The organism is Labrys methylaminiphilus subsp. lupini (assembly GCF_051161885.1).
Classification (GTDB): Bacteria; Pseudomonadota; Alphaproteobacteria; order Rhizobiales; family Labraceae; genus Labrys.
In genome coordinates this window covers 4,343,688-4,366,570 of sequence record NZ_JBMDIH010000001.1, presented here as the reverse complement: position 1 = coordinate 4,366,570, position 22,883 = coordinate 4,343,688, and the positions used below count along the sequence as shown (strand labels likewise).

Below are 22,883 nucleotides of genomic sequence, written 5' to 3'. Positions count from 1 at the left end.
GCTCATGTCCGAACTTCTCAATCTCAACCGGCTCGCCTTCTTCACCGCGGTGATCGAGACCGGCTCCTTCACGGCGGCGGGGGAGCGGCTCGGCGTCGCCAAGGCGGTGGTCAGCCATCAGGTCGGCAGGTTGGAGGAGGAACTCGGCGTCACCCTGATCCTGCGCACCACCCGCCGCCTGCAGGCGACGGAGGCGGGGCGGGCCTTCTATGATCGTGCCGCCTTGATCCTGCGCGAGGCCGAATCCGCCTTCGGGGAGATCTCCAAGGACGCGGCGGAGCCGACCGGCGTCCTCACTCTGGCGGCACAGATCGACTATGGCGGGGCGGTTGTCGCCCCCGCCGTCGCCGCCTTTCGCCAGCGCTATCCCCATATGCGAGTGGAAGTCGCCTTCGACGATACCGTGGTGGATCTGGTGGATGGGCAGGTCGATGTCGCCGTGCGCGTCGGCTGGCTCACCGATTCCTCAAACCAGGCCCAGCGGCTCGGCACGTTCCAGCAGCATCTGGTCTGCTCGGCCGCGCTTGCCGCAGGCCTTCCTGGCGATCTCGACCCCAAGGGGCTGGCAGCGCTGCCCTTCGTGGCGAACCATGCCTTGCGCACGCCGGGACGCTGGCTGTTCTCGCGGGGGGAATGGGAACGGGAGACGGTGGAGGTCAGCGCCGTCGTCGACGCGGACAAGACGCCCACCGCCTATGCCATGGTGCTGGCGGGGGGCGGCCTGTCGGTTTTTCCGGATTTCCTGGTCGCCGGCGACATCGCCGCGGGCCGGCTCGTCCGATTGCTGGCGGACTGGACGCTGCCCGCGGGCGGCATCCATGTGGTCTACCCGGCCGCGCGTTTCCGCCCGGCCAAGGTGCGATTATTCGTGGAGATCCTCAAGGGCCTCGAGCGGGCACGGAGCAAACCTTAGGAAAGCGAAACGACCACAAGTGGTGTCGGTTCGTGCTGCCCCTCACCCTTACCCTCTCCCCGCAAGAGCGGGGAGAGGGTAAGGGTGAGGGGCAGCGTGGAGCTATTGACGTGAGGACTGCGCCCCTCACGCCCGCGCGGTCTTTTCCTCGGGCAGGATCATCTCGTTGGGGACGTTGGCGCTGCCCCGGGCCAGGGCATAATAGACCACCGAGGTCGCCACCAGGCTGACGATCCAGGAGATGTCGGCGTCGTCGAGCATCTTGGCGATCGGCCCCTCATAGAGCGCCTGGTTCAGGAAGGGGATCTGGACCAGCACGCCGAAGAGGTAGCAGCCCAGCGCCGTCCAGTTGTAGGCGCCGTAACGGCCCGAAACGTCGTAGAGGGCGGGAACGTCCACCTTCTCCTTGGAGATCAGGTAGTAGTCGACGAGGTTGACCGCGCTCCAGGGCACGAAGACCGCCAGCAGCAGCAGCATGAAGTTCTTGAAGGCCGAGAGGAAGTGGGCGCTGGCGAACAGGGCGATCACCACGGAGCCGGCCACGAAGAGCAGGATATAGGCCACGCGTGCTATTTGTGACACGCTGCGCTGGCCAGCATAGGCGCTTACCGTGGTGAGCAGGGTCATCGAGCCGCCATAGGCGTTGAGGCAGTTCACCGTCAGCTTGTTGGTGACGATGACGATATAGACCAGCACGGCCACGCTTGGCCCGGCGAGCTCGCCGAGAAAGCCGACCTGGTTGGCCAGGAATTTGCCGCCCAGGGCCGCCACCACGGCGCCGAAGGTCATGGAGATCTGCGCGCCCACGGCCGAGCCGAGCAGGGTGGACCAGAAGGTCACCGAGGCCGGGGTGGAGGAGGGCAGATAGCGCGAATAATCGGCGACATAGGGGGCGAAGGTCAGCTGCCAGCCGGCAGCGAGCGCGATGGCGAGCAGGAAGGTCGCCATGGTGAAGGGCTTTTGGCCGAAAGCGTCGGCAACGTTGTATTGCCCGAACAGCCGGAAAGCGAGATAGGCAAAGCCCAGGATGCCGACCACGGTGGCGATGCGTCCGATGATGTGAATGAGTTTGTAACCCACCACCGCGACGATCACGGTGATCAAGCCGAAGGCGATCATGCCGAAAGCGGGTGTTTCCACGCCAAACATCAGGTTGATCGCCTGGCCCGAGAGCACGGTGCCGGTGGCTGCAAAGCCCAGATACATCACCACGGTGAGGAGGAGGGGCAAAGTGGCGCCCTTCACGCCGAACTGGGCGCGCGAGGAGATCATCTGCGGCAGGCCGAGACGTGGCCCCTGCGCCGAATGCAGGGCCATCACGGCGCCGCCGAGGAGGTTGCCGATGGCCAGGCCGATGATGGCCGTAAGCGCCTCGGCACCGAACACGATCGAAAGCGCGCCGTCGACCACGGCGGTGATCTGCAAATTCGCGCCGAACCACAAGGTGAACTGATTGAAGGAGGAGCCATGCCGCTCGCCCTCCGGAATCCGGTCGATCGTCCGTTTCTCGATCGCGCCCGTCTCTGCTGCCATGCCGCCCCTCCCAAGAGCTGATGTGCAAATGTTTTATGATGTAATATGTATATACAAGTTAACTCAATGCGCGCGGGAAAAGGGAGAGTCAAGGGGATTGTGTGGCAGAGTCCATGCCTGCCGAGCCGCTGATCTGCCGATGATGGCTCTTGCGCCTAAGCAGGTTCCTCTTGATCGAGCCAGGGGCGCGATCAAGAGGAACCTGCAGGATATCAAACACTTGCAGAATTTCCGAGCGAGACCCATCCGCGGGCCTCACCGGGAAATTCTACCTAGGTCTTGCGCGCCACGATGTAAGGCCGGTTGTCGTCGCCCTTTGTCGCGTGGTTCTCGACGGCGAGAATCTCGAAGCCGGCGGCAGATATCTGCCGGGTGAGCGCCGAGACCCGAAACACGCCGGCATGAGGCGCCAGGCCGAGTGCGCGCATGACGGGCAAGGCAAGCCGGATGAGGGGATTCATCTCACCCACGCAGGGGGTTTTGGAGATGAGCAGGCCCTCCGCCGCCAGCAAGGCATGGACGCGGCGCAGCGTGCCGGGCAGGTCGCGAACCAGATGCAGATAGTTGAAGCCTAGAACCGCATTGAACTTGGCGGCGTCGGGAAGGAGCGCTTCCGCGGTGGCGATGCGAAAGGCCAGGCTCGGGGCGGGAGCTGCAGCGTGTTTCTCCTCGGCGATCGCGATCATGCCGGCCGAGATATCGGTCGCGAGATAGGACTGGACCCCGCTTGCGAGTACGAGTGCCGTCGTTCCCGTGCCGCATCCCAGTTCCAGCACCCGGTCGCCGGGTCCCAGCAAGGCCCGGGTTCGCTGCAGCGTACGCTCATAGCCGGCCTGGTCTGCAATCGCTCCCCTGGCATATTTGCGCGAACTCCGATCCCAGAAACGCGCGTCGCTCGCCAAGCTCATGGTGCGATGTCCTTACCAAGGCAACTGTCTTGCCGAGCAGCCTTCCTACGAAATATGGCCAATCTCGTCGACAGCCGATCACGTCGGTCTATGTGTTGCGCGCCATGTCTCACGATGATGCTGCCAGCGGCGGCGCAATTCTCCCTTCGGCAGGCCATTGGTTTCCTGCAATACCTCGGCTTCGATCATCCGGTCGGTGCGAAAATGACGGAACGCCTGCCTTGTCTCACACCAACCAATGAGGAGGCGGCTTGCTTCGGCATAACCGAGGATGACCGGCCAGACGGTGCGTTCGGCTTCCTTGCCCGTCCCGGCGCGATAGCGCAGGCGCAATTTGCGGCTTTCGCGGATCGCGCGCCGCAGTTCGGCGGTGTCCACGGCATCTTCGGCGACGATGATGCTCGGCTTGGGGCCAATGCTCGGTTCGGCGATAAACGGCCTCAGGCGCTCCGGTACAACGGCTGCAATCTTGGCGATGACATCGCGGGCCGCTCCCGACAGCACCTTGTCGCCACGCCCTTCGACCCATTGCGCGCCAAGCACGACCGCCTCGATTTCGTCCGGCGTCAACATCAAGGGCGGCATGTCGTAATCGGCATCGAGCAGAAAGCCAAAGCCGGGTGCTCCGACGATCGGAACCCGTTGGCCGACCAGGTCGGCGATGTCCCGGTAGATGGTTCGCTTTGAAACTTCGATTTCGTCCGCCAGTGCGGCTGCCGTCACCGGGCGGCTCGACCGGCGTAAAATCTGGATGATCTGGAACAACCGGTCGGCGCGGCGCATGAAATGATGACTCCTGTTGCCATCATGGTGGCAACAGCGCTGTGCGACAAGTCCTTCCGCCGTGTCCGCGCCCTGGACACCCTGCGAAAGGTTCAAATCATGAAACTTGCTTCAACCCGCCTGATAGCCGCCGAAGTCAAAGCAATGGTTGGCTTCTACGAACTGGTGACGGGCTGCCCCGCTACCTGGCTCGCTCCGGTCTTTGCCGAAATTGTAACGCCGGGTGCCACACTTGCCATTGGAAGCGCGGAGACCGTCGCCCTGTTCCGGGAAGGCAGTGCCGAACCGCGCGCCAACCGGACGGCCATCCTCGAGTTCATGGTCGATGACGTCGATGCGGAATTCGAGCGCCTGAGGCAGGAGGTCGAAGTTGTGCACGAGCCGAAGCTGATGCCTTGGGGCAACCGCTCGGTGCAGTTCCGTGATCCCGAAGGAACGGCCGTTTCGCTGTTCATGCCATTCACCGAGGCCGCGAAAAAACGCTTTGGGGTGCTGGGCGGGGAATAGAGGCATGAAGCAGATCTGGGGCGCCCTCCGGAAAAGCTGTGTCCGGTGAGGTGGTGCAGCCGGCAGAGTGTTCGGTACTACGCCGCGAGCGAGGCTTGCCGATGGGTTTGGTCGCATCGGCCAAGGCCCACTTGATGAGCCGCTTCCGTGGAACTGGCCAAACTTAACGCGGCGGATCCCGTCTGCCGATCTGTGCCTGATCCTGAAAATGCCCTACCGAGCGCTTTCAAGTGTAATGTCCCACCGACGTGATCCACCGCGATATCCTGCCGCAGAGGCCTGAACGGATAATCCGGAGAGCTGTTACTTAAACATAGGGGTTTTGAAGGGAAAGCGGCGGAAAATCGCTCGCTGGCACTTTCTGCAAGGTGGCGGAAGGGGCGGGATTCGAACCCGCGATACGGTTTCCCGTATACACACTTTCCAGGCGTGCGCCTTCAACCACTCGGCCACCCTTCCGTCGAGCGGTGCTTATGGCGATGTCGGCGCAATTTGTAAACGGGAGATTGCAGTTTTTTGAAGGGGAATATGCTTTCAATTCGGTGGCTCGGAACGGAGCGCCTGCCCGTCTCTTCGGGGCCGTTCACCTTCGAGCTCGAATTTCCTACGCGCAAAGGGGCCCCCTGCGCTAAACTGGCACGAGCCCTGCCATCGTCGGCGGGAGCGCGCGATGGTGGAGTGCGTGATGCGTTTTCTGGCTCGTTCGCTCGGCTTGTTCCTGGCTGCCGGCGCCTTCGTGGCCGCGGTGGTCGACGGTACGCGCTCGATCGCCGACAATCATCTCGTCTTCCTGCCGGTGCGCGCGGTCTGGCTCTGGCTCGGCCCTGCGAGTTTCGACCGGATGCGCGCCTGGGTGGAGGCCTCGCTTTCGGTCTTCTTGTGGAACAACCTGGTCTCGCCTTTGCTCGGCCTGCCCTTTGCTCTGGTGCTGGTGCTGGTTTCGGGCCTGCTCTTCTGGCTGGGGCGTCCGCCGGCAAGCCGGATCGGCTATGTCTCGCATCTGTGAGCGAAGCATGAGCGGGGCTGCATCTCGCCGACTGATCTTCGAGTATGTCATGGCGGCTTTCATGGCGGCCTGCATCACCGCCTTGTCTTACGGGAGCGCAGGGCCGGCGCGGGGCCAGGAGTTCAAACCGGTGAGCAAGCCGATCCTCGGCCGGTGGGCCGAACAAGCCACTTCCGAGCGATCGAAGAGCCAATGGCGCATCGGCCAACTGGATATCGTTGCTTGCGAGGGAGGCTATTGCGGTATTCAGGTCGGTGAGGGCGATCGATGCGGAAACCTCATCTTGCGCATGGGCAAGGAGGTCGCCTGGACGGATTATCAGACTGTACTTGGGGACAACCCGCATGGCGGCAGCGGGCCAGTCGCGAGTTTCGGGTCACGTCGTCCGCCGGGGAGATATGAGGATTTCTACTATTTCTTCGGCAAGCTGGCTTCGGGTGGTGAAAAAACCGCTGAGGCCACCTTTTCGCAGAGAAAGAATGACGAAATAAAGCTCGTGACCAGGAAGGAAAAGAGTTGCACCCCTCCCTGCAAGGAGATTCCAGTCCTTCTCTATGAAGGCGTTTTTTCACGGCAAGGTGAAGCGCGCTGTACTTCAGGCTGAGCCAAGGACGGGCTCTGACATATCCGTGATCGGCGCCGCCCCTGACAACGGCATCCGGCGCCCCCATATTGGCGAAGTCACCCAAATTCAGGAAGGAAGAACCATGTTCGGCTTTCGCAAGAAGACGGCGTTTCCCTCCGCCGACGAAGCCCTGCCGGGGCGCGGCGAGGCCATCGAGACGGCAGATACCCATTTCGTCAACGGCGCGGCCCTGAAGGGGCCTAACCCCGAAGGCAGCGAGACGGCCTATTTCGGCCTCGGCTGCTTCTGGGGCGCAGAGCGCAAATTCTGGCAGACCCCGGGTGTTTTGGTCACCGCGGTGGGCTATGCCGGTGGTCTCACTCCCAATGCGACCTATGAGGAAGTCTGTTCCGGCCTCACCGGGCACAATGAGGTGGTGAAGGTGGTGTTCGACCCCAAGACCATCTCCTATGATCAGCTCCTGAAGGTGTTCTTCGAAGCGCATGATCCCACTCAGGGCATGCGCCAGGGCAACGACATCGGCACGCAATATCGCTCGGGCATCTATGTCACCAGCGAGAAGCAGCGCCAGGCAGCAGAGGCAGCCAAGGCGCGCTACAACGAGGCGCTCGCCGCCAAGGGCTTTGGCGCTGTCACCACCGAGATCCTGGCGGCACCGCCTTTCTACTATGCGGAAGCCTATCACCAGCAATATCTCGCCAAGAACCCGGCCGGCTATTGCGGCCTGGGCGGCACCGGCGTCTCCTGCCCGATCGGCGTGGGCGTCGCCGCGTAGAAGCGGTGCCGTAGTGGACAGCCATGCGTGCACACCTCGATCGTCGGGTATGCGCTTGGTAAAATGAAGCGCGACACGCCTCCCCCACCGGGTTGGGGAGGGCGTGTCCCGTTCCATTCGTGCTGGCTAGGCCAGGCCTGCCCGCCATGGCGCGACATTCGCGCCTGTCGGCCCGCCTTGCGCTCCCTCCCGCGTCGCTATATCCCTGGGTATACAACCACCATGGCTGTCAGGGGATTTCACCATGCTGCGCTTTGCCCGCCGGGCTTTTCTCGCTCTCTCCGTCAGCCTCGTCTTCGCGCCCGCCATGGCGCAGGCCGAGGATGCTTCCGCCGCCAAGGCCGCGCAGGCCCAGGCCGGTGACCTCACCGTCTTTGCGGCGGCCAGCCTCAAGGGCTCGCTCGACGAAGCGGCCAAGGCCTGGACGGCAAGCTCGGGCAAGAAGGTGGTGATCTCCTATGCCGCCTCCTCGGCGCTGATGAAGCAGATCGAGCAGGGCGCGCCCGCCGATGTCTTCGCCTCGGCCGATCTCGACTGGATGAAATACGGCGTCGACAAGAAGCTGATCAAGCAGGACAGCGTGGTGAAGCTGCTTGGCAACGCCCTGGTGCTGATCGCGCCGGCCGATGCTGCCACGACGGTGGATCTCAAGCCCGGTGTCGATCTTGCCGGCGCCATCGGTGACGGCAAGATCGCCGTGGGCGAGGTGAAGACGGTGCCGGCCGGCAAATATGCGCGGGCCGCCTTCGAAAAGCTCGGCATTCTCAAGGCGGTCGAGCCGAAATTCGCGCAGACCGACAATGTCCGTGCCGCCCTCGCGCTGGTCGCGCGCGGCGAGGCCAAGTTCGGCGTGGTCTATGCCACCGATGCGGCTGCCGATCCGAAGGTGAAGGTCGTCGCCACCTTCCCCGCCGATTCGCATGAGCCGATCGTCTATCCTTTCGGTGTGACGGCAGCTTCGCACAGCACGGACGCCGCTGGCTTCCTGAGCTATCTCAAGACCTCCGAAGGCCAGAAGCCCTTCGCCAAGGCCGGCTTCACCTTGTTGAAGGACTAGGGCTGAGAGGACCTTGCTTCATCGGGCCGCAACAATCCTCACTCGATTGTGTCCGATCGCCTGCTTCACCCTCTCCCAATTTTGCCGGAATTCGGGCAGGAAATGAGACTCGCTGGTTTTATCCGTAACCGGCGGGTTTTGATTCGGGGCCATCATGGAGCAGCGTACGGACGACAAGTCATCCGGCGAGGAGCACTGGCGCGACGTTCGGCGCAACAATTTGCTGGACGCGGCCGGTCGCATCTTCGCGCGCCAGGGCTATGACTCGGCCTCGGTCGATGACATCGCTTTCGAGGCCGGTATCGGCAAGGCCACCGTCTATCGCTATTTCTCCAGCAAGGAAGCCCTGTTCGAGGCGGTGTTTGCCCAAACGCTCGACGATCTCGAGGTCCGGCTCGACAGCGCCCTGCTGCGCGAGGGCAATTTCCGCGAGCGCCTGACCTATCTCGTCGCCGAGATCGTGCCCACGGTGCGCACCCATCTCAGCACCATCCGCGACCTCAATGAGGGCGAAAATTCCAAGCGGCGCATCTTCCGTCGCCGCCGCGGCGCCATCGCCCAGCGTCTGATCACGGTGATCGAGGAAGCCCAGCGCCGCGGCGAGGCCCGGATCTACGATGCCGACATGGCGGCACGGCTGCTGATCGGCATGGCCTGGATCGGGGTGGGCGCCGACTATCTCTCCGACATCGAGGTGACGCGCGACGTGGTCGACATGGCGCTCAACGGCATTGCCCAGGGGCGTCCGGTGCCGGAGGGGCTGGTCACCCGGCTCGAACCGGGCAGGCGCGGCCGCAAGCGGAGAGCACCCTCGTGAGCGAGGGGCTGAAATCGCAGGGCCGATTGCTGCCGCTGATCATCGCCACCGGCCTGTTCATGGAAAATCTGGACTCGACGGTGCTGTCGACGGCGCTGCCCACCATCGCACGCGATTTCGGCACGAGCCCGATCTATCTCAAGCTCACCCTCACCTCCTATCTGCTCTCGCTCGCCATCTTCATCCCGACCTCCGGCTGGATGGCCGACCGCTTCGGCGCCCGCACCGTGTTCCGTGCCGCCATCGTGGTGTTCGGCCTCGGCTCGATCGCCTGTGGCCTGTCCTCCAACCTGACCGAGCTGGTGGCGGCCCGCATCGTACAGGGCATGGGCGGAGCGATGATGACGCCGGTTGGCCGGCTGATCATTCTCAAGACCACGCCCAAGCACGACCTCGTCAACGCCATGATGTGGCTGACCCTGCCAGCCCTGCTCGGCCCGCTCAGCGGGCCGCCGCTCGGCGGCTTCATCACCACCTATTTCCACTGGCGACTGATCTTCTGGATCAACATTCCGATCGCCGTGCTCGGCATCGTCCTGGCCAGTCTCTATGTGCCCAATGTGCGCGAGGACGAGCGGCGGCCCTTTGACCTCATCGGTTTCCTCATCCTGGCGCCGGGCCTGGTGGCGCTGATGGGCGGGGCAACGCTGTCGGGCCTCGATCTGGTGCCGGTGAGCATCAATATCGGCCTCGCCATAGCGGGTCTGGCCCTGATCGGCCTCTATGTCCACCACGCCGGGCGGGTCGCCAACCCGCTGATCGAATTGAGGCTGCTGCGCTTTCCCACCTTCCGGGCGGCGATTGGCGGCGGCTTCCTGTTCCGTATCGGCGTCGGCGCCACGCCCTTCCTGCTTGCGCTCTATTTCCAGCTCGGCTTCGATTTCAGCCCGTTCCAGTCAGGTCTGCTGACGCTCGCTACCGGCGCCGGTGCCATGGCCATGAAGGCCCTGGCCGGCCCGATCCTGCGTCGGCTCGGCTTCCGGCGGGTGCTGACCTGGAACGCCGTGCTGTCCTCCGTGCTGGTGGCGGCCCCGGCCCTGTTCCATGCCGGCATGCCGGTGCTGATGATCTCGCTCACCTTGCTCGCCGCCGGTTTCACCCGCTCGCTGCAATTCACCTCGATCAACATTGCCGGTGTCTCGGACATTCCGCCCGAGCTGATGGGCCGGGTCACCTCGATGACCTCGGTGCTGCAGGAGCTGGCAGGTTCGGTCGGCGTCTCCGTCGCCGCGCTGGCGCTGGAGACGTCGATGCATCTGCATGGCGCCAGCCATCTCACCGCCCCGGTCTTCCCGCCGGTGTTCCTGATGATCGGGGTGATCGCCATGACCTCGGGCCTGATCTTCTTCACCTTGCCGCGCAATGTCGGCAATGAGCTGCTCGCGCCGGCGCCCCGAACGCCTGCCGCGGCAGAGTGAATCGACGGCCGCGATCCCATCACACGCTATCACGATGGGGTGATCCGGGGCCTTTGGACACCAATCGAAGTCGGACAGAAACATCCCTTAACACTGGCCCACACTTCCGTCGTCATCGCCGTCACAAATCGGATTCGAAACCTTGCACCTGCCCGTGGGCGGGACCATTGCGACGGATCGGACTCATGAATATCGAACGTAAACCCAGACGGCGCCGCTGGCCCGCCGGGCTGGCAATCCTGATGCTCGGGCTGGGAAGCTACGCGGCCTGGCGCCATCTCGCACAGGCGGCGCCGGCGCCCCAGGCGCAGGCCGCGCCCGCCAAGGTGCCGGTCACCTTCGCGCAGGCAGTGAAGGCCGACTATCCCGTCGAGGTCGACGGTTTGGGCACGGTTTCCCCCTTCAAGACGGTGACGGTGAGGAGCCGGGTCGACGGCGAGATCACCAGGATGTTCTTCAAGCAGGGCCAGATGGTCAAGCAGGGCGATCCGCTGGTGGAGATCGACAGACGCCCCTATCAGGCAGCGCTGGACCAGGCGATCGCCAAGAAGGCTCAGGACGAGGCCAGCCTCAGGAACGACCAGCTCAACCTGCAGCGCTTCCAGAACCTTGCCCAGAAGAGCTTCGAATCGCAGCAGGCCGTGGACACCCAGCAGGCCCTGGTCGACCAGGTCAAGGCACAGATCCAGGGCGACGAGGCGGCCATCGACAATGCTCGCACCAATCTCGACTACACCACGATCAAGGCGCCCTTCACCGGCCGCACCGGCTTCCGCCAGATCGACCCAGGCAACATCGTGCATGCCGCCGACCAGAATGGCATCGTCACCATCGCCCAGCTCCAGCCTATCGCGGTGCAGTTCACCGAACCCCAGGACCTGCTGCCGGCCATTGCCAAGGCTTTCGATCGCGGGCCGGCGCCGGTCGAGGCCCTGAGCTCCGATGGCCAGACCGTTCTTTCGCGCGGCACGCTGGCGGTGATCGACAACACCGTCAACCAGGCGACAGGCACGATCAGCCTGAAGGCGCGTTTCGACAACGCCGACAATGCGCTCTGGCCGGGCCTGTCGGTCGATACCCGCTTGCTCGTCGACACGCTCAAGCAAGTCCTCGTGGTGCCCGAGGATGCCGTCCAGCATGGGCCGTCAGGCCTTTTCGCCTATGTGATCGGCGATGACGGCAAGGCCGTGGCGACACCGATCCAGGTGGGCATGAGCGGCAATGGCCGCGCCGTGGTCAACCAGGGTCTGACGGTCGGTCAGAAGGTCGTGGTATCAGGCCAGGCACGCCTGCAGAACGGCGCGGAAGTCGAGGCGCGGCCGCTGCCGTCCCCGGATGGAAAGATTGCCGAACAGACCGGCCTGCAGGCGGGCGGCAATCCTATCGGGAAGGCGGACTGACCATGCCCGGTATCTCCACCCCTTTCATCCGCCACCCGGTTGCCACTACGCTCTTGATGGTGGGCATCCTGTTCGTCGGCATCATCGCCTATCCGCAATTGCCGGTGGCGCCGCTGCCCGAAGTCGACTTCCCGACCATCCAGGTTTCCGCCAGCCTGCCCGGCGCCGATCCGGCCACCATGGCCTCGTCCGTGGCCCAGCCGCTGGAAACGCAGTTCTCGCTGATCCCGGGCATTTCGGAGATGACCTCGTCGAGCCAGACGAGTTCGACCCAGATCACCCTGCAGTTCGACCTGTCCCGCAATATCGACGGTGCGGGCGCGGATGTGCTGGCGGCCATCAATGCCGCCAACGGGCAATTGCCCAAGAACATGCCGAGCCCGCCGACCTATCGAAAGGTCAATCCGGCCGATTCCCCCATCCTGCTGCTCGGCGCCACCTCCGACACGCTGCCCTTGACCGAGGTTTCCGACCAGGCGCTCACCAAGCTGGCCCAGGCCATCAGCCAGATCGGCGGCGTCGGCCAGGTCAATGTCGGCGGCCAGCAGACCCCGTCCATCCGCGTCCAGGTCGACCCCGCCAAGCTGGTGGCCAAGGGATTGTCGCTGGAGGACGTGCGCACCCCGCTTGCCGTCACCACGGTCAACAATCCAAAGGGCACCTTCAACGGCGCCACCCGCTCCTACACCATCTATGCCAACGACCAGCTCACCGACGCCAAGGACTGGAACGACGTCATCATCGCCTATCGCAATGGCAGTCCGGTACGCGTGCGCGACATCGGCCAGGCGGTGAGCGCGCCCCAGGACGATACCCAGGCGGGCTGGGCGGATGGCAAGCGTGGCGTCTTCCTGGTGATCTTCAAGCAGCCCGGCGCCAACGTCATCGACACCGTCGACAATGTCATGAAGGTGCTGCCGCGCCTGGAAGCGGGTATTTCACCCGCTATCAAGATCTCCGTGCTGTCGGACCGTACCCAGACCATCCGCGCCGCCGTGAAGGACGTGCAGTTCACGCTGCTGCTCACCATCGGGCTCGTCGTCATGGTGATCTTCGTCTTCCTGCGCAGCGTGTGGGCCACGGTGATCCCCTCCATCACCGTGCCCTTGGCCTTGCTGGGCGCTTGCGCCCTGATGTGGCTGGCCGGCTACAGCCTCGATAATCTCTCGCTGATGGCGCTGACCATTGCGGTGGGCTTCGTGGTCGACGACGCCATCGTCATGCTGGAGAACATCACCCGGCATATCGAGGAGGGTGAGAGACCGATGGCCGCCGCCCTCAAGGGAGCCGGCGAGATCGGCTTCACCATTCTGTCGATCAGCATCTCGCTGATCGCCGTGCTGATTCCGCTCCTGTTGATGAGCGGCATCATTGGCCGGCTGTTCCGGGAGTTTGCGATCACGCTCGCCATGACCATCGTGGTCTCGGCCTTCGTGTCGCTGACCCTGACGCCGATGATGGCTTCGCGCTTCCTCAAGCCGATTCACGAGGAGCATCATGGCAAGTTCTACAAGCTCAGCGAATCTTTCTTCGAGGCCATGGTGAATGCCTATGAACGCGGCCTCGACCTCGTGCTGCGCTTCCGCTTCATCACCCTGCTGACCTTCTTCGCCACGGTGGCCCTGTCGGCTTACCTGTTCGTGATCATTCCCAAGGGTTTCTTCCCGCAGCAGGACACCGGCCTGATCACCGGCGTCGTCGAAGCGGCGCAGGATACGTCCGTGGCCGACATGGCGCGCCATATGGAGGAATTGGGCGCCATCGTGCTCAAGGATCCGGCCATCGACCATATGGCCATGCGCATGGGCGGCAACGGCAACACCCTCAATGACGGCACCATGTATATCACGCTGAAGCCGCGCGACCGGCGTAGCGCTTCGGCTGACCAGGTGATCCGCCGCCTGCAGCTCCAGACCGCCAAGGTCGAGGGGGCGCGGCTTTACCTGCAATCGGCGCAGGACGTGCGCCTCGGCGGCCGGCCCTCCCGCACGCAGTACCAGTTCACCCTGCAGGGCACCGACATCGACCAGCTCAACCAATGGGCGCCGAAGCTGCTGGACGCCATGAAGACCATGCCGGAACTGCGCGACGTCGCTTCGGACCAGCAGGCATCCGGCACCACTCTGACCCTGTCGATCGATCGCGACCAGGCTGCCCGCTACGGGCTGACGCCCGACATCATCGACGCCACGCTCTATGATGCCTTCGGCCAGCGCCAGATCGCGCAATTCTCGACCCAGCTCTCGACCTATTACGTCATCCTGGAGGTGCTGCCCTCGCTGCAGAAGAGCACGGCGACGCTGCAGCAGATCTATCTGCGCTCGCCGGCCACCGGCGGCGAGGTGCCGCTCTCGGCCTTTGCGAAATGGAGCACAGATCCTGTCCGCCCGCTCGCCATTAACCATCAGGGCCAGTTCCCGGCGGTGACGATCTCCTTCAACCTGGCGCCCGGCGTGGCGCTCGGGCAGGCGACGGCCGCCATCGAGGCTCTGGAAAAGCGGATGGAGCTGCCGGCCACCATCGGCTCGACCTTCCAGGGCACGGCGCAGGCCTTCCAGGATTCGCTCTCCTCGGTGCCGATGCTGATCGTCGCGGCCCTGGTGGTGGTCTATCTAATCCTCGGCATCCTCTATGAGAGCTTCATCCACCCCCTCACCATCCTCTCGACCCTGCCTTCCGCGGGCGTGGGGGCTCTGGCGACGTTGCTGCTGTTCCATTTCGACTTCAGCCTGATCGCCCTGATCGGGGTCATTCTCCTGATCGGCATCGTCAAGAAGAACGGCATCATGCTGGTCGATTTCGCCATCGTCGCCGAGCGCGATCACCGCATGAGCGCCGTGGAGGCGATCCGCCGGGCCTGCCTCCTGCGCTTCCGGCCGATCCTGATGACCACCATGGCCGCCTTGCTCGGCGGTGTACCACTGATGCTCGGTTCCGGCACCGGCTCGGAGATCCGCCAGCCTCTCGGCTATGCCATGGTCGGCGGCCTCATCGTGAGCCAGGTCCTGACTCTCTTCACCACGCCGGTGATCTATCTCTATCTCGACGGCTTTTCGAAATGGCTGAGAAGCGGTCGCGATTCCGGCGAACTGAGCGAGCCGCCGGAAGCCGTTCTGGCGGGAGAGCCCAGGGAGGACCAGGATCTGGTCATGCCCGAACCGCGTGCCGTCGCGATGCGGTGAGTGCGAGTTTTCTCACGCTGCCCGCGCGATCATCTCGATGGGCGCGATCAGCCCATCGGCCAGGGCCGACATCACATTGCCGATGCGAAGGGGAGCGTTCGCGCCCATCAGGACCTGGGGCCCGAGGGGAGACGGGCCGTCGCGGGCGACCTTCTCCCTCATCTCGCGGCCGAGCCGGAGAGCAAGGTCGCGATGGCTGCGCTCGAGCTCCAGGCTGAAACCGGCCTGGGCAAGGGCCTGGCGGTAGCGGCTCGGCGGCTCCACGAAGCTGGTGGCCGAGCTCATCGCCCAGGGCATCGGGAAGGGCAGTTCACCCAAGCCATTGTGTGTCTGGCCTTGGTGCATGATGTCGTAGACGCCGAAGCGCGCACCCGGCTTGAGTACCCGGTGTATCTCGCGAAAGAGAGTATCCTTGTCGGCGATGTTCATGCCGACATGGAACAGGGTGGCGCCGTCGAAGCTCGCGGCCTCGAAGGGCAAGGCGAGGGCACTGCCCTGCACGAAGGAGACCCGCCCCGACAGGTGGCAGCGCCGGGTCACCGCCTCCGCCACGGCGACGAATTCGGCGGTAAGATCGATGCCGGTGACGCTGCAGCCGAGCGCCTCCGCCAGATGCCGTGCCGGTCCCCCGATGCCCGAGCCGACATCGAGCACATGCATGGCATGGGTGAAGCCGAGATCCTCGGCCAGCTCTTCGGTGGCGGCGGCCCAGCCGAGGTGAAACTCGTCGATGCCGGCGAGATCGCCGGTGACGAGCCGGTCCGGATCCTTGCCGGCGGCCTCCAGTGCCGAAAACAGTGTTCGCTCAAGCGAACCTTGCGTGTAATGGCTGGCGACGGCGCCTTCGATGTCCATGGCCACATCCTTTCTTGGCGGGCTGGTACTAAGCGGTAGCATCGCAAGTTCAGCCGCCACTATACCGCGCCGCGTCAAGCAATGACAGACGCACCCCAGTATCCGCTGGAGCACGCGAGGGACTTGCCCTGCGCCCGCGCTTTGTCATAAGCGTTCTATCAAAGCGTTTTGCGATTTTTGCGGAATCGTCAGGAATCGCAAAGACGCGCCGAAGCAAGGAGTTGGAGCACACGAGCGTTCAGCCATGAACGCGCTTCGCTCCAGAGGAAATGCCGGTTTCGAAGCCGGCGCGCGTTGCAAGGCCGTGGCACGACCCCGGCCGATGGGAGGAAGGCATGTCTGAGGCCAAGATCTACGACGTTCCGCGCGAATGGGCCGAGGAAGCGTATGTCGACAATGCGCGTTACCAGGCGATGTACGAAGCCTCCGTCAGCGATCCCGAGGCGTTCTGGGGCGAACACGGCAAGCGAATTGGCTGGTTCGAGCCCTATACCAGGGTCAAGAATACCCGTTTCGAACCGGATGTCTCGATCCGCTGGTATGAGGACGGCACCACCAACGTCTCCTGGAACTGCGTCGACCGCCACGTCGCCGAACACGGCGATCGTACCGCCATCATCTGGGAGGGTGACGATCCCTCCGAGAGCCGCCACATCTCCTATCGCGAGTTGGCCAGCCAGGTGCAGCGCTTCGCCAACGTGCTCAAGGGCGAGGGCGTCAAGAAGGGCGACCGGGTCACCATCTATCTGCCGATGATTCCCGAAGCGGCCTTCGCCATGCTGGCCTGCGCCCGCGTCGGCGCCGTGCATTCCATCGTCTTCGGGGGCTTCTCGCCTGATTCCCTCGCCGGCCGCATCACCGATTGCGGTTCGACCGTGGTCATTACCGCCGACGAAGGCTTGCGCGGTGGCAAGCGCGTGCCGCTCAAGGCCAATGTCGACGCGGCGCTGGCCAAGGAAGGGGGCGTCTCCTCGGTGATCGTGATCAAGCGCACCGGTGCCCCGGTGCCGATGGTCACCGGACGCGATCATTTCTACGCCGATCTCGCCGCCAATGTCTCCGACGAGTGCCCTTGCGAGGAGATGGCGGCGGAGGACCCGCTGTTCATCCTCTACACCTCCGGTTCCACCGGCAAGCCGAAGGGCGTGCTGCACACCACCGCGGGCTATCTCGTCTATGCTGCGATGACGCATCAATATGTCTTCGATTATCGCGAGGGAGACATCTACTGGTGCACCGCCGATGTCGGCTGGGTCACCGGTCATTCCTACATCGTCTACGGCCCCCTGTGTAACGGTGCCACCACGCTGATGTTCGAGGGCGTGCCGAATTACCCGTCGGTGTCGCGCTTCTGGGAAGTGATCGACAAGCACCAGGTCAACATCTTCTACACTGCGCCGACCGCGATCCGCGCTTTGATGGGGGCCGGCGAGGAGCCGGTGAGGAAGACTTCGCGCGCCTCGCTCCGCCTGCTCGGCTCCGTGGGCGAGCCGATCAATCCCGAGGCCTGGGAATGGTATCACCGCGTGGTGGGCGACCATCGCTGCCCGATCGTCGACACCTGGTGGCAGACCGAGACCGGCGGCATCCTGATCTCGCCGCTGCCCGGCGCCACCAAGCTCAAGCCGGGATCGGCCACACGGCCCTTCTTCGGCGTGCGTCCCGAGATCGTCGACGCCGAGGGCAAGGTGCTGGAGGGCCCCTGCGAGGGCAATCTCGTCATTGCCGATTCCTGGCCGGGCCAGATGCGCACCGTCTATGGCGACCACCAGCGCTTCTTCGACACCTATTTCGCCGCCTATAAGGGCAAATATTTCACCGGTGACGGCTGCCGCCGCGACGAGGACGGCTATTACTGGATCACCGGCCGCGTCGACGACGTCATCAACGTCTCCGGACACCGCATGGGCACGGCCGAGGTGGAGAGCGCGCTGGTGGCGCATGAACTGGTGTCGGAAGCCGCCGTCGTCGGCTACCCCCACGATCTCAAGGGGCAGGGCATCTATGCCTATGTCACCTTGATGGCGGGCAGCAGCGGCGACGAGATCCTGCGCAAGGAATTGGTGGGCTGGGTGCGCCGCGAAATCGGCCCGATCGCTTCGCCCGACCTTATCCAGTTCGCGCCCGGCCTGCCCAAGACGCGCTCCGGCAAGATCATGCGCCGCATCCTGCGCAAGATCGCCGAGGATGATTTCGGCTCGCTCGGCGATATCTCCACTCTGGCCGACCCGACGGTGGTGGAGGACCTGATCGCCAACCGCCAGAACAAGCCCAAGGGCTGAGAGTGCGGCGGGCGCTTTTCGTCGCGCTCGCCCTCTGCTTCGGCATGACCGCGCCGTCGCGGGCGGAAGAAGGGCCGTTGCGCCCGGATGCGGCCCGGTTCGAGACCGCCTTCGTGCCCGGCGCGACGGCGACGGTCGAGGGCACCTCCGTGCCGCTCGACAGCCGCGTTCTGGGGGAGGTCACGGTGTCCTCCGGGCAGATCGTGGCCTGCGATCCCTTCGTCTTCATCGAGGCCAAGCCTTCACTCGCGCCGTGCCGAATGGGCAGTTTCCCGTGCGCGTCGCAGTGATGCGTTCGAAGCGTTTCGGCGATCGCGTCGCCTTTGCGCGCGTCGAATTCTCGCAAGCGCCGGTCGTGAGCTGGGAACGAGCCTTGGTGCCGGGCCAGGACCCTGCCAAGCTCGGCAAGCACGAATATTACGGCTTTCCGGTCGATGCGGGCACCGGTGCCTTCCTTGAACCTGCCGTAGGCAAGGATATCGCAGTCCTGTCGACCGATCAGGTGCAGGCCGTCTATGACGATTGGATCCGTCAGGGCGAAAGCTACGGCAAGGCGCATGGGCTGCCCTATGCTCTGCCCGTCAACCGTGGTGCGCATGCCCTGGTGCTGTTCTCGAGCGGCTGGGGCGATGGCGCCTATCCATCCTGGTTCGGCCTGGGGGCTGATGGCAGCGTGGCGATGCTGCTGACCGATCTGCGCGTGGCGGATGACGGGCCGGCCCGGCGAGAATAGGCCCCCCGTTCCCGATCGCGCCAATTTTCGTCGTTTGCGGACTTTTGCCTTTCACGGCGAGCGTCTAAACAGGATGGACCGGCTTACCTCTTATTCCTGCCTCCGACCGAGGCGGGCCAGCTTGTCATGTCCCATCAGCGTTTTTCCCGCCAGACTCTCAATCTCGTCTTCGACCGGGCCATCCCTGGCTGGATGCGCCTTCTGGTGCGACGCAGCGAAAGCGGCATGGTGGCGCTCGCCGCCGTGGTGGGGGCATTGGCCGGGGTGGCTGTCTATGGTGTCGCCGCCACCGCTCAGCTTGCCCATGAACTCTTCTTCGGTCTACAGGCGGAGGAGAGGCTGAGCGGCACCCTCGGCCTGCCGGTGATCCTGGCCGTGTCAATGCCGGTTATCGGCGGCCTGCTGCTCGGCCTGTTCAACTTGGTCCTGGCGCGTACCCGCTCGCCGCGCCCGGTCGACCCGATCGAAGCCAACGCCCTGCATGGCGGGCGCCTGTCGCTCGCCGGCAGCATCATCGTGGTCGTACAGACCTGGATCTCCAATGCCTTCGGCGCCTCCGTTGGGCTCGAGGCCGCCTATTCACAGATCGGCTCGGGCATCGCCTCGCGGATTGGGCTCGGTTTCCATCTGCGCCGTGCGGATTTGCGCCTGCTGGTGGGCTGCGGTTCGGCCGGTGCCATTGCCGGCGCCTTCAGCGCGCCCCTGACAGGCGCCTTCTACGCCTTCGAGATCATCATCGGCACCTACGCCGTCTCGCATCTGGCGCCCGTCGCTGCCGCGGCCATCGCCGGCACCATCGTCACCCATCTGCTCGGGATCGATTCCTACGCCTTCGTCATCAATGTCGGTTTCCGGCCGCAGGCTTCATCCTTCGCCGCTTTGGTCGGTCTCGGCCTGTTCAGCGCCGCCGTCGCCATCCTGGTGATGCTCGGGGTCGCCATGACGGAGAAGGGATTTCGCCGCCTGCCCCTGCCGATCTGGCTGATGCCGGCGCTCGGCGGGGTGATGGTCGGCGGTCTCGCTCTGATCACGCCGCAGGTGCTGTCATCCGGGCATGGCGCGCTGGTGAAGATGCTGGCCGGCAGCGAATTGCCGCTCCTGGTGCTGGGCGGGCTGATCGTCTTGAAGGCGATGGCTTCCTGCATCTCGCTCGGCTCGGGCTTTCGCGGCGGCCTGTTCTTCGCCTCGCTCTTCCTCGGCGCGCTGGTGGGCCAGTTCTATCTCGGCGGCATCCAATTCTTCTCGATCACGACTGGATTGACGCCCCACGCCGCCGCGCTCGCCGGCATGGCGGCACTGGCGGCGTCCGTGATGGGCGGGCCGCTGACCATGAGCTTCCTGGTGCTGGAGATGACCGGGGATTTCCAGCTCACCGTGGCCGTATTGCTGGCGGTGATCATCGCCAGCATCACCGTGCGCGAGACGTTCGGCTATTCCTTCGCCACCTGGCGCTTTCATCTGCGCGGCGAGGCGATCCGCAGCGCCCACGACATTGGCTGGGCGCGCGACCTCACCGTCGGCCGGGTGATGCGCAAGCCGGCGCCGACGGTGGACAAGGACGCCTCGCTCGTGGTCTTCCGCAATGCCCACCCGCTCGGCACCACCCATTACATCGTGGCCGTCGATACCCTGACCAATCGCTATGCCGGGCTGATCCGGGTCGCTGATGCCTATCAGGTCAGCCCGGAAATCCAGGATGGTGCCAGTCCCGTCAGCGGCCTGGCTCTCTATCGCGATGAGGTGCTGACGGCGGGCATGACGCTGAAGGAGGCGACCGAGCGCATGGAAGGCTGCGAGGCCGAGGCGCTGGCGGTGGTGGACGAGGCCGGCCATGTCATCGGCCTGTTGTCGGAAGCCCACGCCTTGCGCCGCTACGCTGAAGCCGCCGACCGCGCCCGTCGCGACCTGGCGGGCGCGGTCTAGGCGCTGCGGTTCCTCCTATCGCGAGGGCAGGGCCCGAGCCAGGAAGGCGAGGATCTCATCGGCGATCTGGCGGTGCAGGGCCGTTCGCTCGCGCGTGCCGCCGTCCTGGCAGACGAAGCTTTCTCCCGGGGCGATCTTCTCGATCGCGGCGGGCGCCTCCGGCAGGCATAGCTGCATGAAGCTGAAATGGGTGGCGTCAGGGATGGGCAGGTAGCGCGTGCTCGCCGGCGGCAGGGCGTTGACCAGATAATCGGAGTCCTGCTTCAGGGCCGCGATGCCGGGGACCGGCGTTCCCGCCGCGAGCACCAGCACGGGTATCCGGACAGCCGCCAGGCTTTGCGGCGTGAAGCCGAGCGCCGGTCCGAGATCGAGGGAGACGACGGCGCCGATCCTGGTATCGCGGAGATCGGCTCCCAGCTTGGTGCGATCGGTCCCGCCACCGCGCAGCCCGAGAGCCGTGAGAGCTTCGCAAAGAGGCGCGGGCGAGCAAATCGCGGGAAGGCGGCTCGCGTCGTAGCGCCCGCCGGCCATCGCCATCACCGTCCAGCCGCCGAGGGAATGGCCGATAGCGGCGATGCGGCTCGCCTCGATGGGGCCGGCAAGGCCGGGATGGGTGCTGACGGCATCGAGAACCCGGCTGAGATCGCGGGGCCGTTCCCATAGACGGACAGCCTGTTCCGGCCGCTTGTCGAAGGTGGTGGTGCCGGGATGATCCGGCGCTGCCACGACATAGCCTTGCCTGGCAAGTTCGCCCGCCAGCCAGTTCAGGTTCCGCCAGTTGCCGCCGAAGCCGTGCGAGAACAGGACGAGCGCATGGCTGCCGGCCACGGGAGGAGCATTCTCCACCACCTCGACGCCCGGGAAGCTGCCATCCCGCCCGCCGATCGAGGTCAAGGGCCCGGCGGTGCTGGCCGGATACCAGAGGCGGGCCTGCAGCGGCCGCTCACCCGCCGGGTCGGGGATGCTGATCTGCCGGGACCCGATCGGTTCGCTGGCGAAGGCAGCAGGTCCCGCCAGGATGGCGGTGAGGGCGAGAAGGAAAGCGAAACGGCGCATGGAACTCTCCAGGAAAACAGCTGACGCCGCCTTCCTGCCGCACCCAGGCCAGCCCTTGCGACCTGGAACGTGATTGAGGTCGTGCCGGAAGGCGATGGGCTACCTGGCGGTGTCAGGCCAGCCATCCAACGGCATTGACGCAGGTATTGGGAGAGGTTAGGATATCTAATATATCAGATATGGTGGATGCGATGAGTGCCTTTGCCACTTTCCAGGATCGTACCGGTGGGCGGCCGCTTGCGGCGCAGCCCGGCATGACGACGTCGGCGCTCGTGCATCGGGCGCTGCGCGACGAGATCGTCTCCATGATCAGGCTGCCTGGCGAGAAGATCGCCGAAGCGGAGGTCGCCGCGGCGCATGCGGTCAGCCGCACGCCGGTCCGCGAGGCGCTGCTGCGCCTGGCCGATGAGGGGCTGGTCGAAATCGCGGCCCGGTCCGCCACCCGCGTCGCCCGCATTCCTGCCGCCATCCTGCCCGATGCCATCTTCGTGCGCTCGGCCGTCGAGCACGCCACGGCGCGGGCGGCGGCCCATCAGGCGCGAGGCAGCAGCGTCACCCTGCTGCGCGGCCTGATCGAGCGCCAGCGCGAGAGCCTCGCGCTCGGCGACACCAACGGTTTTCACGAGGCGGACGAAGCCTTCCATGCCGCTCTCGCCATGGCGGCGGGCCGGCCGGGCGCCTGGGACATGGTGCAGCAGGTCAAGACCCAGCTCGACCGCTACCGCCGGCTGACGCTGCCGGAGGCTGGACGCATGCAACGCGTCGTCGAGGAGCACGGCGCCATCGTCGATGCCATCGAGACCCATGACGCCGAGAAGGCCGGCCTCGCCATGAACAACCACCTCGACGGCCTGCGCTGGAGCCTGGCTTCCATCCGCGATCACAACCCGGACTATTTCTCGGGGGATGCCGCCGGCATCTCCGCCGCCTTCGAGACGCTGCTGTTCCGGTGAGGAGCCGCTTGCCCATAAACACTCTGTCATCCCCGGCACGGCCAAGGGCCGTGGCAAGGGGATCCAGGAGCCATAAGCTGCATCCAATAGCTCCTGGATCCCCTTCCCGGGGTCTTCGACCCCGCCGGGGGTGACAATTCCTTCAATTCACCTATTCGCGCGCGGTTCTTGAGCGGCTCATCCCAGCGATCCCGAC

The 22,883-nt window shown here is 64.9% G+C and carries 20 protein-coding genes and 1 tRNA gene; 15 read left to right on the top strand and 6 right to left on the bottom strand.

The window, feature by feature from the left end; all coding sequences use genetic code 11:
• The first annotated feature begins 4 nt into the window (after window positions 1–4).
• Window positions 5–913, top strand: a complete 909-nt coding sequence (locus ACN6KF_RS20555) for a LysR family transcriptional regulator (RefSeq protein ID WP_434958629.1) — start codon at window positions 5–7, stop codon at window positions 911–913.
• Between the two features lie 126 nt (window positions 914–1,039).
• Here ACN6KF_RS20555 and ACN6KF_RS20550 read toward each other — a convergent pair whose 3' ends face one another.
• The 3 genes from ACN6KF_RS20550 to ACN6KF_RS20540 all read right to left on the bottom strand — a co-directional run bounded on the left by ACN6KF_RS20550 (window position 1,040) and on the right by ACN6KF_RS20540 (window position 4,137).
• The gene (locus ACN6KF_RS20550; protein ID WP_434958628.1) at window positions 1,040–2,446 is read right to left on the bottom strand and encodes a purine-cytosine permease family protein; all 1,407 of its coding nucleotides are present in this window, start codon (window positions 2,444–2,446) and stop codon (window positions 1,040–1,042) included.
• Window positions 2,447–2,718: 272 nt separating this feature from the next.
• Window positions 2,719–3,354, bottom strand: a complete 636-nt coding sequence (locus tag ACN6KF_RS20545) for a class I SAM-dependent methyltransferase (RefSeq protein ID WP_434958627.1) — start codon at window positions 3,352–3,354, stop codon at window positions 2,719–2,721.
• Between the two features lie 78 nt (window positions 3,355–3,432).
• Complete coding sequence (locus tag ACN6KF_RS20540) at window positions 3,433–4,137, bottom strand: helix-turn-helix transcriptional regulator (protein WP_434958626.1); 705 nt, start codon at window positions 4,135–4,137, stop codon at window positions 3,433–3,435.
• Window positions 4,138–4,236: 99 nt separating this feature from the next.
• Here ACN6KF_RS20540 and ACN6KF_RS20535 point away from each other — a divergent pair, with 99 nt between their 5' ends.
• Window positions 4,237–4,644, top strand: coding sequence for a VOC family protein (locus ACN6KF_RS20535; protein ID WP_434959725.1), 408 nt, complete (start codon window positions 4,237–4,239; stop codon window positions 4,642–4,644).
• 369 nt (window positions 4,645–5,013) lie between these two features.
• Here ACN6KF_RS20535 and ACN6KF_RS20530 read toward each other — a convergent pair.
• Window positions 5,014–5,103, bottom strand: a tRNA-Ser gene (locus ACN6KF_RS20530).
• Window positions 5,104–5,329: 226 nt separating this feature from the next.
• On the opposite strand from ACN6KF_RS20530, the gene ACN6KF_RS20525 reads away from it, so the two are divergent.
• The 8 genes from ACN6KF_RS20525 to ACN6KF_RS20490 all read left to right on the top strand — a co-directional run bounded on the left by ACN6KF_RS20525 (window position 5,330) and on the right by ACN6KF_RS20490 (window position 14,885).
• Window positions 5,330–5,650: a PetM family of cytochrome b6f complex subunit 7 gene (locus ACN6KF_RS20525; protein WP_434958625.1), complete on the top strand. Its 321-nt coding sequence runs from the start codon at window positions 5,330–5,332 to the stop codon at window positions 5,648–5,650.
• 7 nt (window positions 5,651–5,657) lie between these two features.
• Window positions 5,658–6,254: a hypothetical protein gene (locus tag ACN6KF_RS20520; RefSeq protein ID WP_434958624.1), complete on the top strand. Its 597-nt coding sequence runs from the start codon at window positions 5,658–5,660 to the stop codon at window positions 6,252–6,254.
• Between the two features lie 103 nt (window positions 6,255–6,357).
• On the top strand, window positions 6,358–7,011 hold the full coding sequence (msrA, locus tag ACN6KF_RS20515; protein ID WP_434958623.1) for a peptide-methionine (S)-S-oxide reductase MsrA: 654 nt from the start codon (window positions 6,358–6,360) through the stop codon (window positions 7,009–7,011).
• A gap of 244 nt (window positions 7,012–7,255) precedes the next feature.
• Window positions 7,256–8,068, top strand: a complete 813-nt coding sequence (gene modA, locus ACN6KF_RS20510) for a molybdate ABC transporter substrate-binding protein (RefSeq protein ID WP_434958622.1) — start codon at window positions 7,256–7,258, stop codon at window positions 8,066–8,068.
• A 154-nt stretch (window positions 8,069–8,222) separates the two neighbouring features.
• Window positions 8,223–8,885, top strand: a complete 663-nt coding sequence (locus ACN6KF_RS20505) for a TetR/AcrR family transcriptional regulator (protein WP_434958621.1) — start codon at window positions 8,223–8,225, stop codon at window positions 8,883–8,885.
• Window positions 8,882–10,303, top strand: a complete 1,422-nt coding sequence (locus tag ACN6KF_RS20500; RefSeq protein ID WP_434958620.1) for a DHA2 family efflux MFS transporter permease subunit — start codon at window positions 8,882–8,884, stop codon at window positions 10,301–10,303. The genes ACN6KF_RS20505 and ACN6KF_RS20500 overlap by 4 nt, the downstream gene beginning before the upstream one ends.
• Window positions 10,304–10,488: 185 nt before the next feature.
• Complete coding sequence (locus ACN6KF_RS20495; RefSeq protein ID WP_434958619.1) at window positions 10,489–11,703, top strand: efflux RND transporter periplasmic adaptor subunit; 1,215 nt, start codon at window positions 10,489–10,491, stop codon at window positions 11,701–11,703.
• A gap of 2 nt (window positions 11,704–11,705) precedes the next feature.
• A complete protein-coding gene (locus ACN6KF_RS20490; RefSeq protein ID WP_434958618.1) occupies window positions 11,706–14,885 on the top strand; it encodes an efflux RND transporter permease subunit in 3,180 nt (1,059 codons plus the stop codon).
• 12 nt (window positions 14,886–14,897) lie between these two features.
• On the opposite strand, the gene ACN6KF_RS20485 is transcribed toward ACN6KF_RS20490, so the two are convergent.
• Entirely contained in the window at window positions 14,898–15,740 is an 843-nt protein-coding gene (locus ACN6KF_RS20485; RefSeq protein ID WP_434958617.1) for a class I SAM-dependent methyltransferase, read from the bottom strand.
• Between the two features lie 335 nt (window positions 15,741–16,075).
• Between ACN6KF_RS20485 and acs the strand changes: the two genes are divergently transcribed.
• The 4 genes from acs (at window position 16,076) to ACN6KF_RS20465 (ending at window position 20,678) form a co-directional block, all read left to right on the top strand.
• Window positions 16,076–18,022, top strand: coding sequence for an acetate--CoA ligase (gene acs / locus ACN6KF_RS20480; protein ID WP_434958616.1), 1,947 nt, complete (start codon window positions 16,076–16,078; stop codon window positions 18,020–18,022).
• Between the two features lie 2 nt (window positions 18,023–18,024).
• Window positions 18,025–18,312: a hypothetical protein gene (locus ACN6KF_RS20475; protein WP_434958615.1), complete on the top strand. Its 288-nt coding sequence runs from the start codon at window positions 18,025–18,027 to the stop codon at window positions 18,310–18,312.
• Window positions 18,297–18,755 (top strand): DUF4241 domain-containing protein, encoded by a 459-nt coding sequence (locus ACN6KF_RS20470; RefSeq protein ID WP_434958614.1) that lies wholly within the window; start codon window positions 18,297–18,299, stop codon window positions 18,753–18,755. The genes ACN6KF_RS20475 and ACN6KF_RS20470 overlap by 16 nt, the downstream gene beginning before the upstream one ends.
• Window positions 18,756–18,881: 126 nt before the next feature.
• A complete protein-coding gene (locus tag ACN6KF_RS20465) occupies window positions 18,882–20,678 on the top strand; it encodes a chloride channel protein (RefSeq protein ID WP_434958613.1) in 1,797 nt (598 codons plus the stop codon).
• A 15-nt stretch (window positions 20,679–20,693) separates the two neighbouring features.
• Here ACN6KF_RS20465 and ACN6KF_RS20460 read toward each other — a convergent pair whose 3' ends face one another.
• Complete coding sequence (locus ACN6KF_RS20460) at window positions 20,694–21,734, bottom strand: alpha/beta hydrolase family protein (RefSeq protein ID WP_434958612.1); 1,041 nt, start codon at window positions 21,732–21,734, stop codon at window positions 20,694–20,696.
• Window positions 21,735–21,925: 191 nt separating this feature from the next.
• Here ACN6KF_RS20460 and ACN6KF_RS20455 point away from each other — a divergent pair, with 191 nt between their 5' ends.
• Complete coding sequence (locus ACN6KF_RS20455; RefSeq protein WP_434958611.1) at window positions 21,926–22,687, top strand: GntR family transcriptional regulator; 762 nt, start codon at window positions 21,926–21,928, stop codon at window positions 22,685–22,687.
• Window positions 22,688–22,883 lie beyond the last annotated feature (196 nt).

Bases quoted from the DNA above. Each gene is read 5' to 3' on its own strand.
- ACN6KF_RS20555 (WP_434958629.1), top strand. From the start codon at position 5: ATGTCCGAACTTCTCAATCTCAACCGGCTCGCCTTCTTCACCGCGGTG.
- ACN6KF_RS20550 (WP_434958628.1), bottom strand. From the start codon at position 2,446: ATGGCAGCAGAGACGGGCGCGATCGAGAAACGGACGATCGACCGGATT.
- ACN6KF_RS20545 (WP_434958627.1), bottom strand. From the start codon at position 3,354: ATGAGCTTGGCGAGCGACGCGCGTTTCTGGGATCGGAGTTCGCGCAAA.
- ACN6KF_RS20540 (WP_434958626.1), bottom strand. From the start codon at position 4,137: ATGCGCCGCGCCGACCGGTTGTTCCAGATCATCCAGATTTTACGCCGG.
- ACN6KF_RS20535 (WP_434959725.1), top strand. From the start codon at position 4,237: ATGAAACTTGCTTCAACCCGCCTGATAGCCGCCGAAGTCAAAGCAATG.
- ACN6KF_RS20525 (WP_434958625.1), top strand. From the start codon at position 5,330: ATGCGTTTTCTGGCTCGTTCGCTCGGCTTGTTCCTGGCTGCCGGCGCC.
- ACN6KF_RS20520 (WP_434958624.1), top strand. From the start codon at position 5,658: ATGAGCGGGGCTGCATCTCGCCGACTGATCTTCGAGTATGTCATGGCG.
- msrA (WP_434958623.1), top strand. From the start codon at position 6,358: ATGTTCGGCTTTCGCAAGAAGACGGCGTTTCCCTCCGCCGACGAAGCC.
- modA (WP_434958622.1), top strand. From the start codon at position 7,256: ATGCTGCGCTTTGCCCGCCGGGCTTTTCTCGCTCTCTCCGTCAGCCTC.
- ACN6KF_RS20505 (WP_434958621.1), top strand. From the start codon at position 8,223: ATGGAGCAGCGTACGGACGACAAGTCATCCGGCGAGGAGCACTGGCGC.
- ACN6KF_RS20495 (WP_434958619.1), top strand. From the start codon at position 10,489: ATGAATATCGAACGTAAACCCAGACGGCGCCGCTGGCCCGCCGGGCTG.
- ACN6KF_RS20490 (WP_434958618.1), top strand. From the start codon at position 11,706: ATGCCCGGTATCTCCACCCCTTTCATCCGCCACCCGGTTGCCACTACG.
- ACN6KF_RS20485 (WP_434958617.1), bottom strand. From the start codon at position 15,740: ATGGACATCGAAGGCGCCGTCGCCAGCCATTACACGCAAGGTTCGCTT.
- acs (WP_434958616.1), top strand. From the start codon at position 16,076: ATGTCTGAGGCCAAGATCTACGACGTTCCGCGCGAATGGGCCGAGGAA.
- ACN6KF_RS20465 (WP_434958613.1), top strand. From the start codon at position 18,882: ATGTCCCATCAGCGTTTTTCCCGCCAGACTCTCAATCTCGTCTTCGAC.
- ACN6KF_RS20460 (WP_434958612.1), bottom strand. From the start codon at position 21,734: ATGCGCCGTTTCGCTTTCCTTCTCGCCCTCACCGCCATCCTGGCGGGA.
- ACN6KF_RS20455 (WP_434958611.1), top strand. From the start codon at position 21,926: ATGAGTGCCTTTGCCACTTTCCAGGATCGTACCGGTGGGCGGCCGCTT.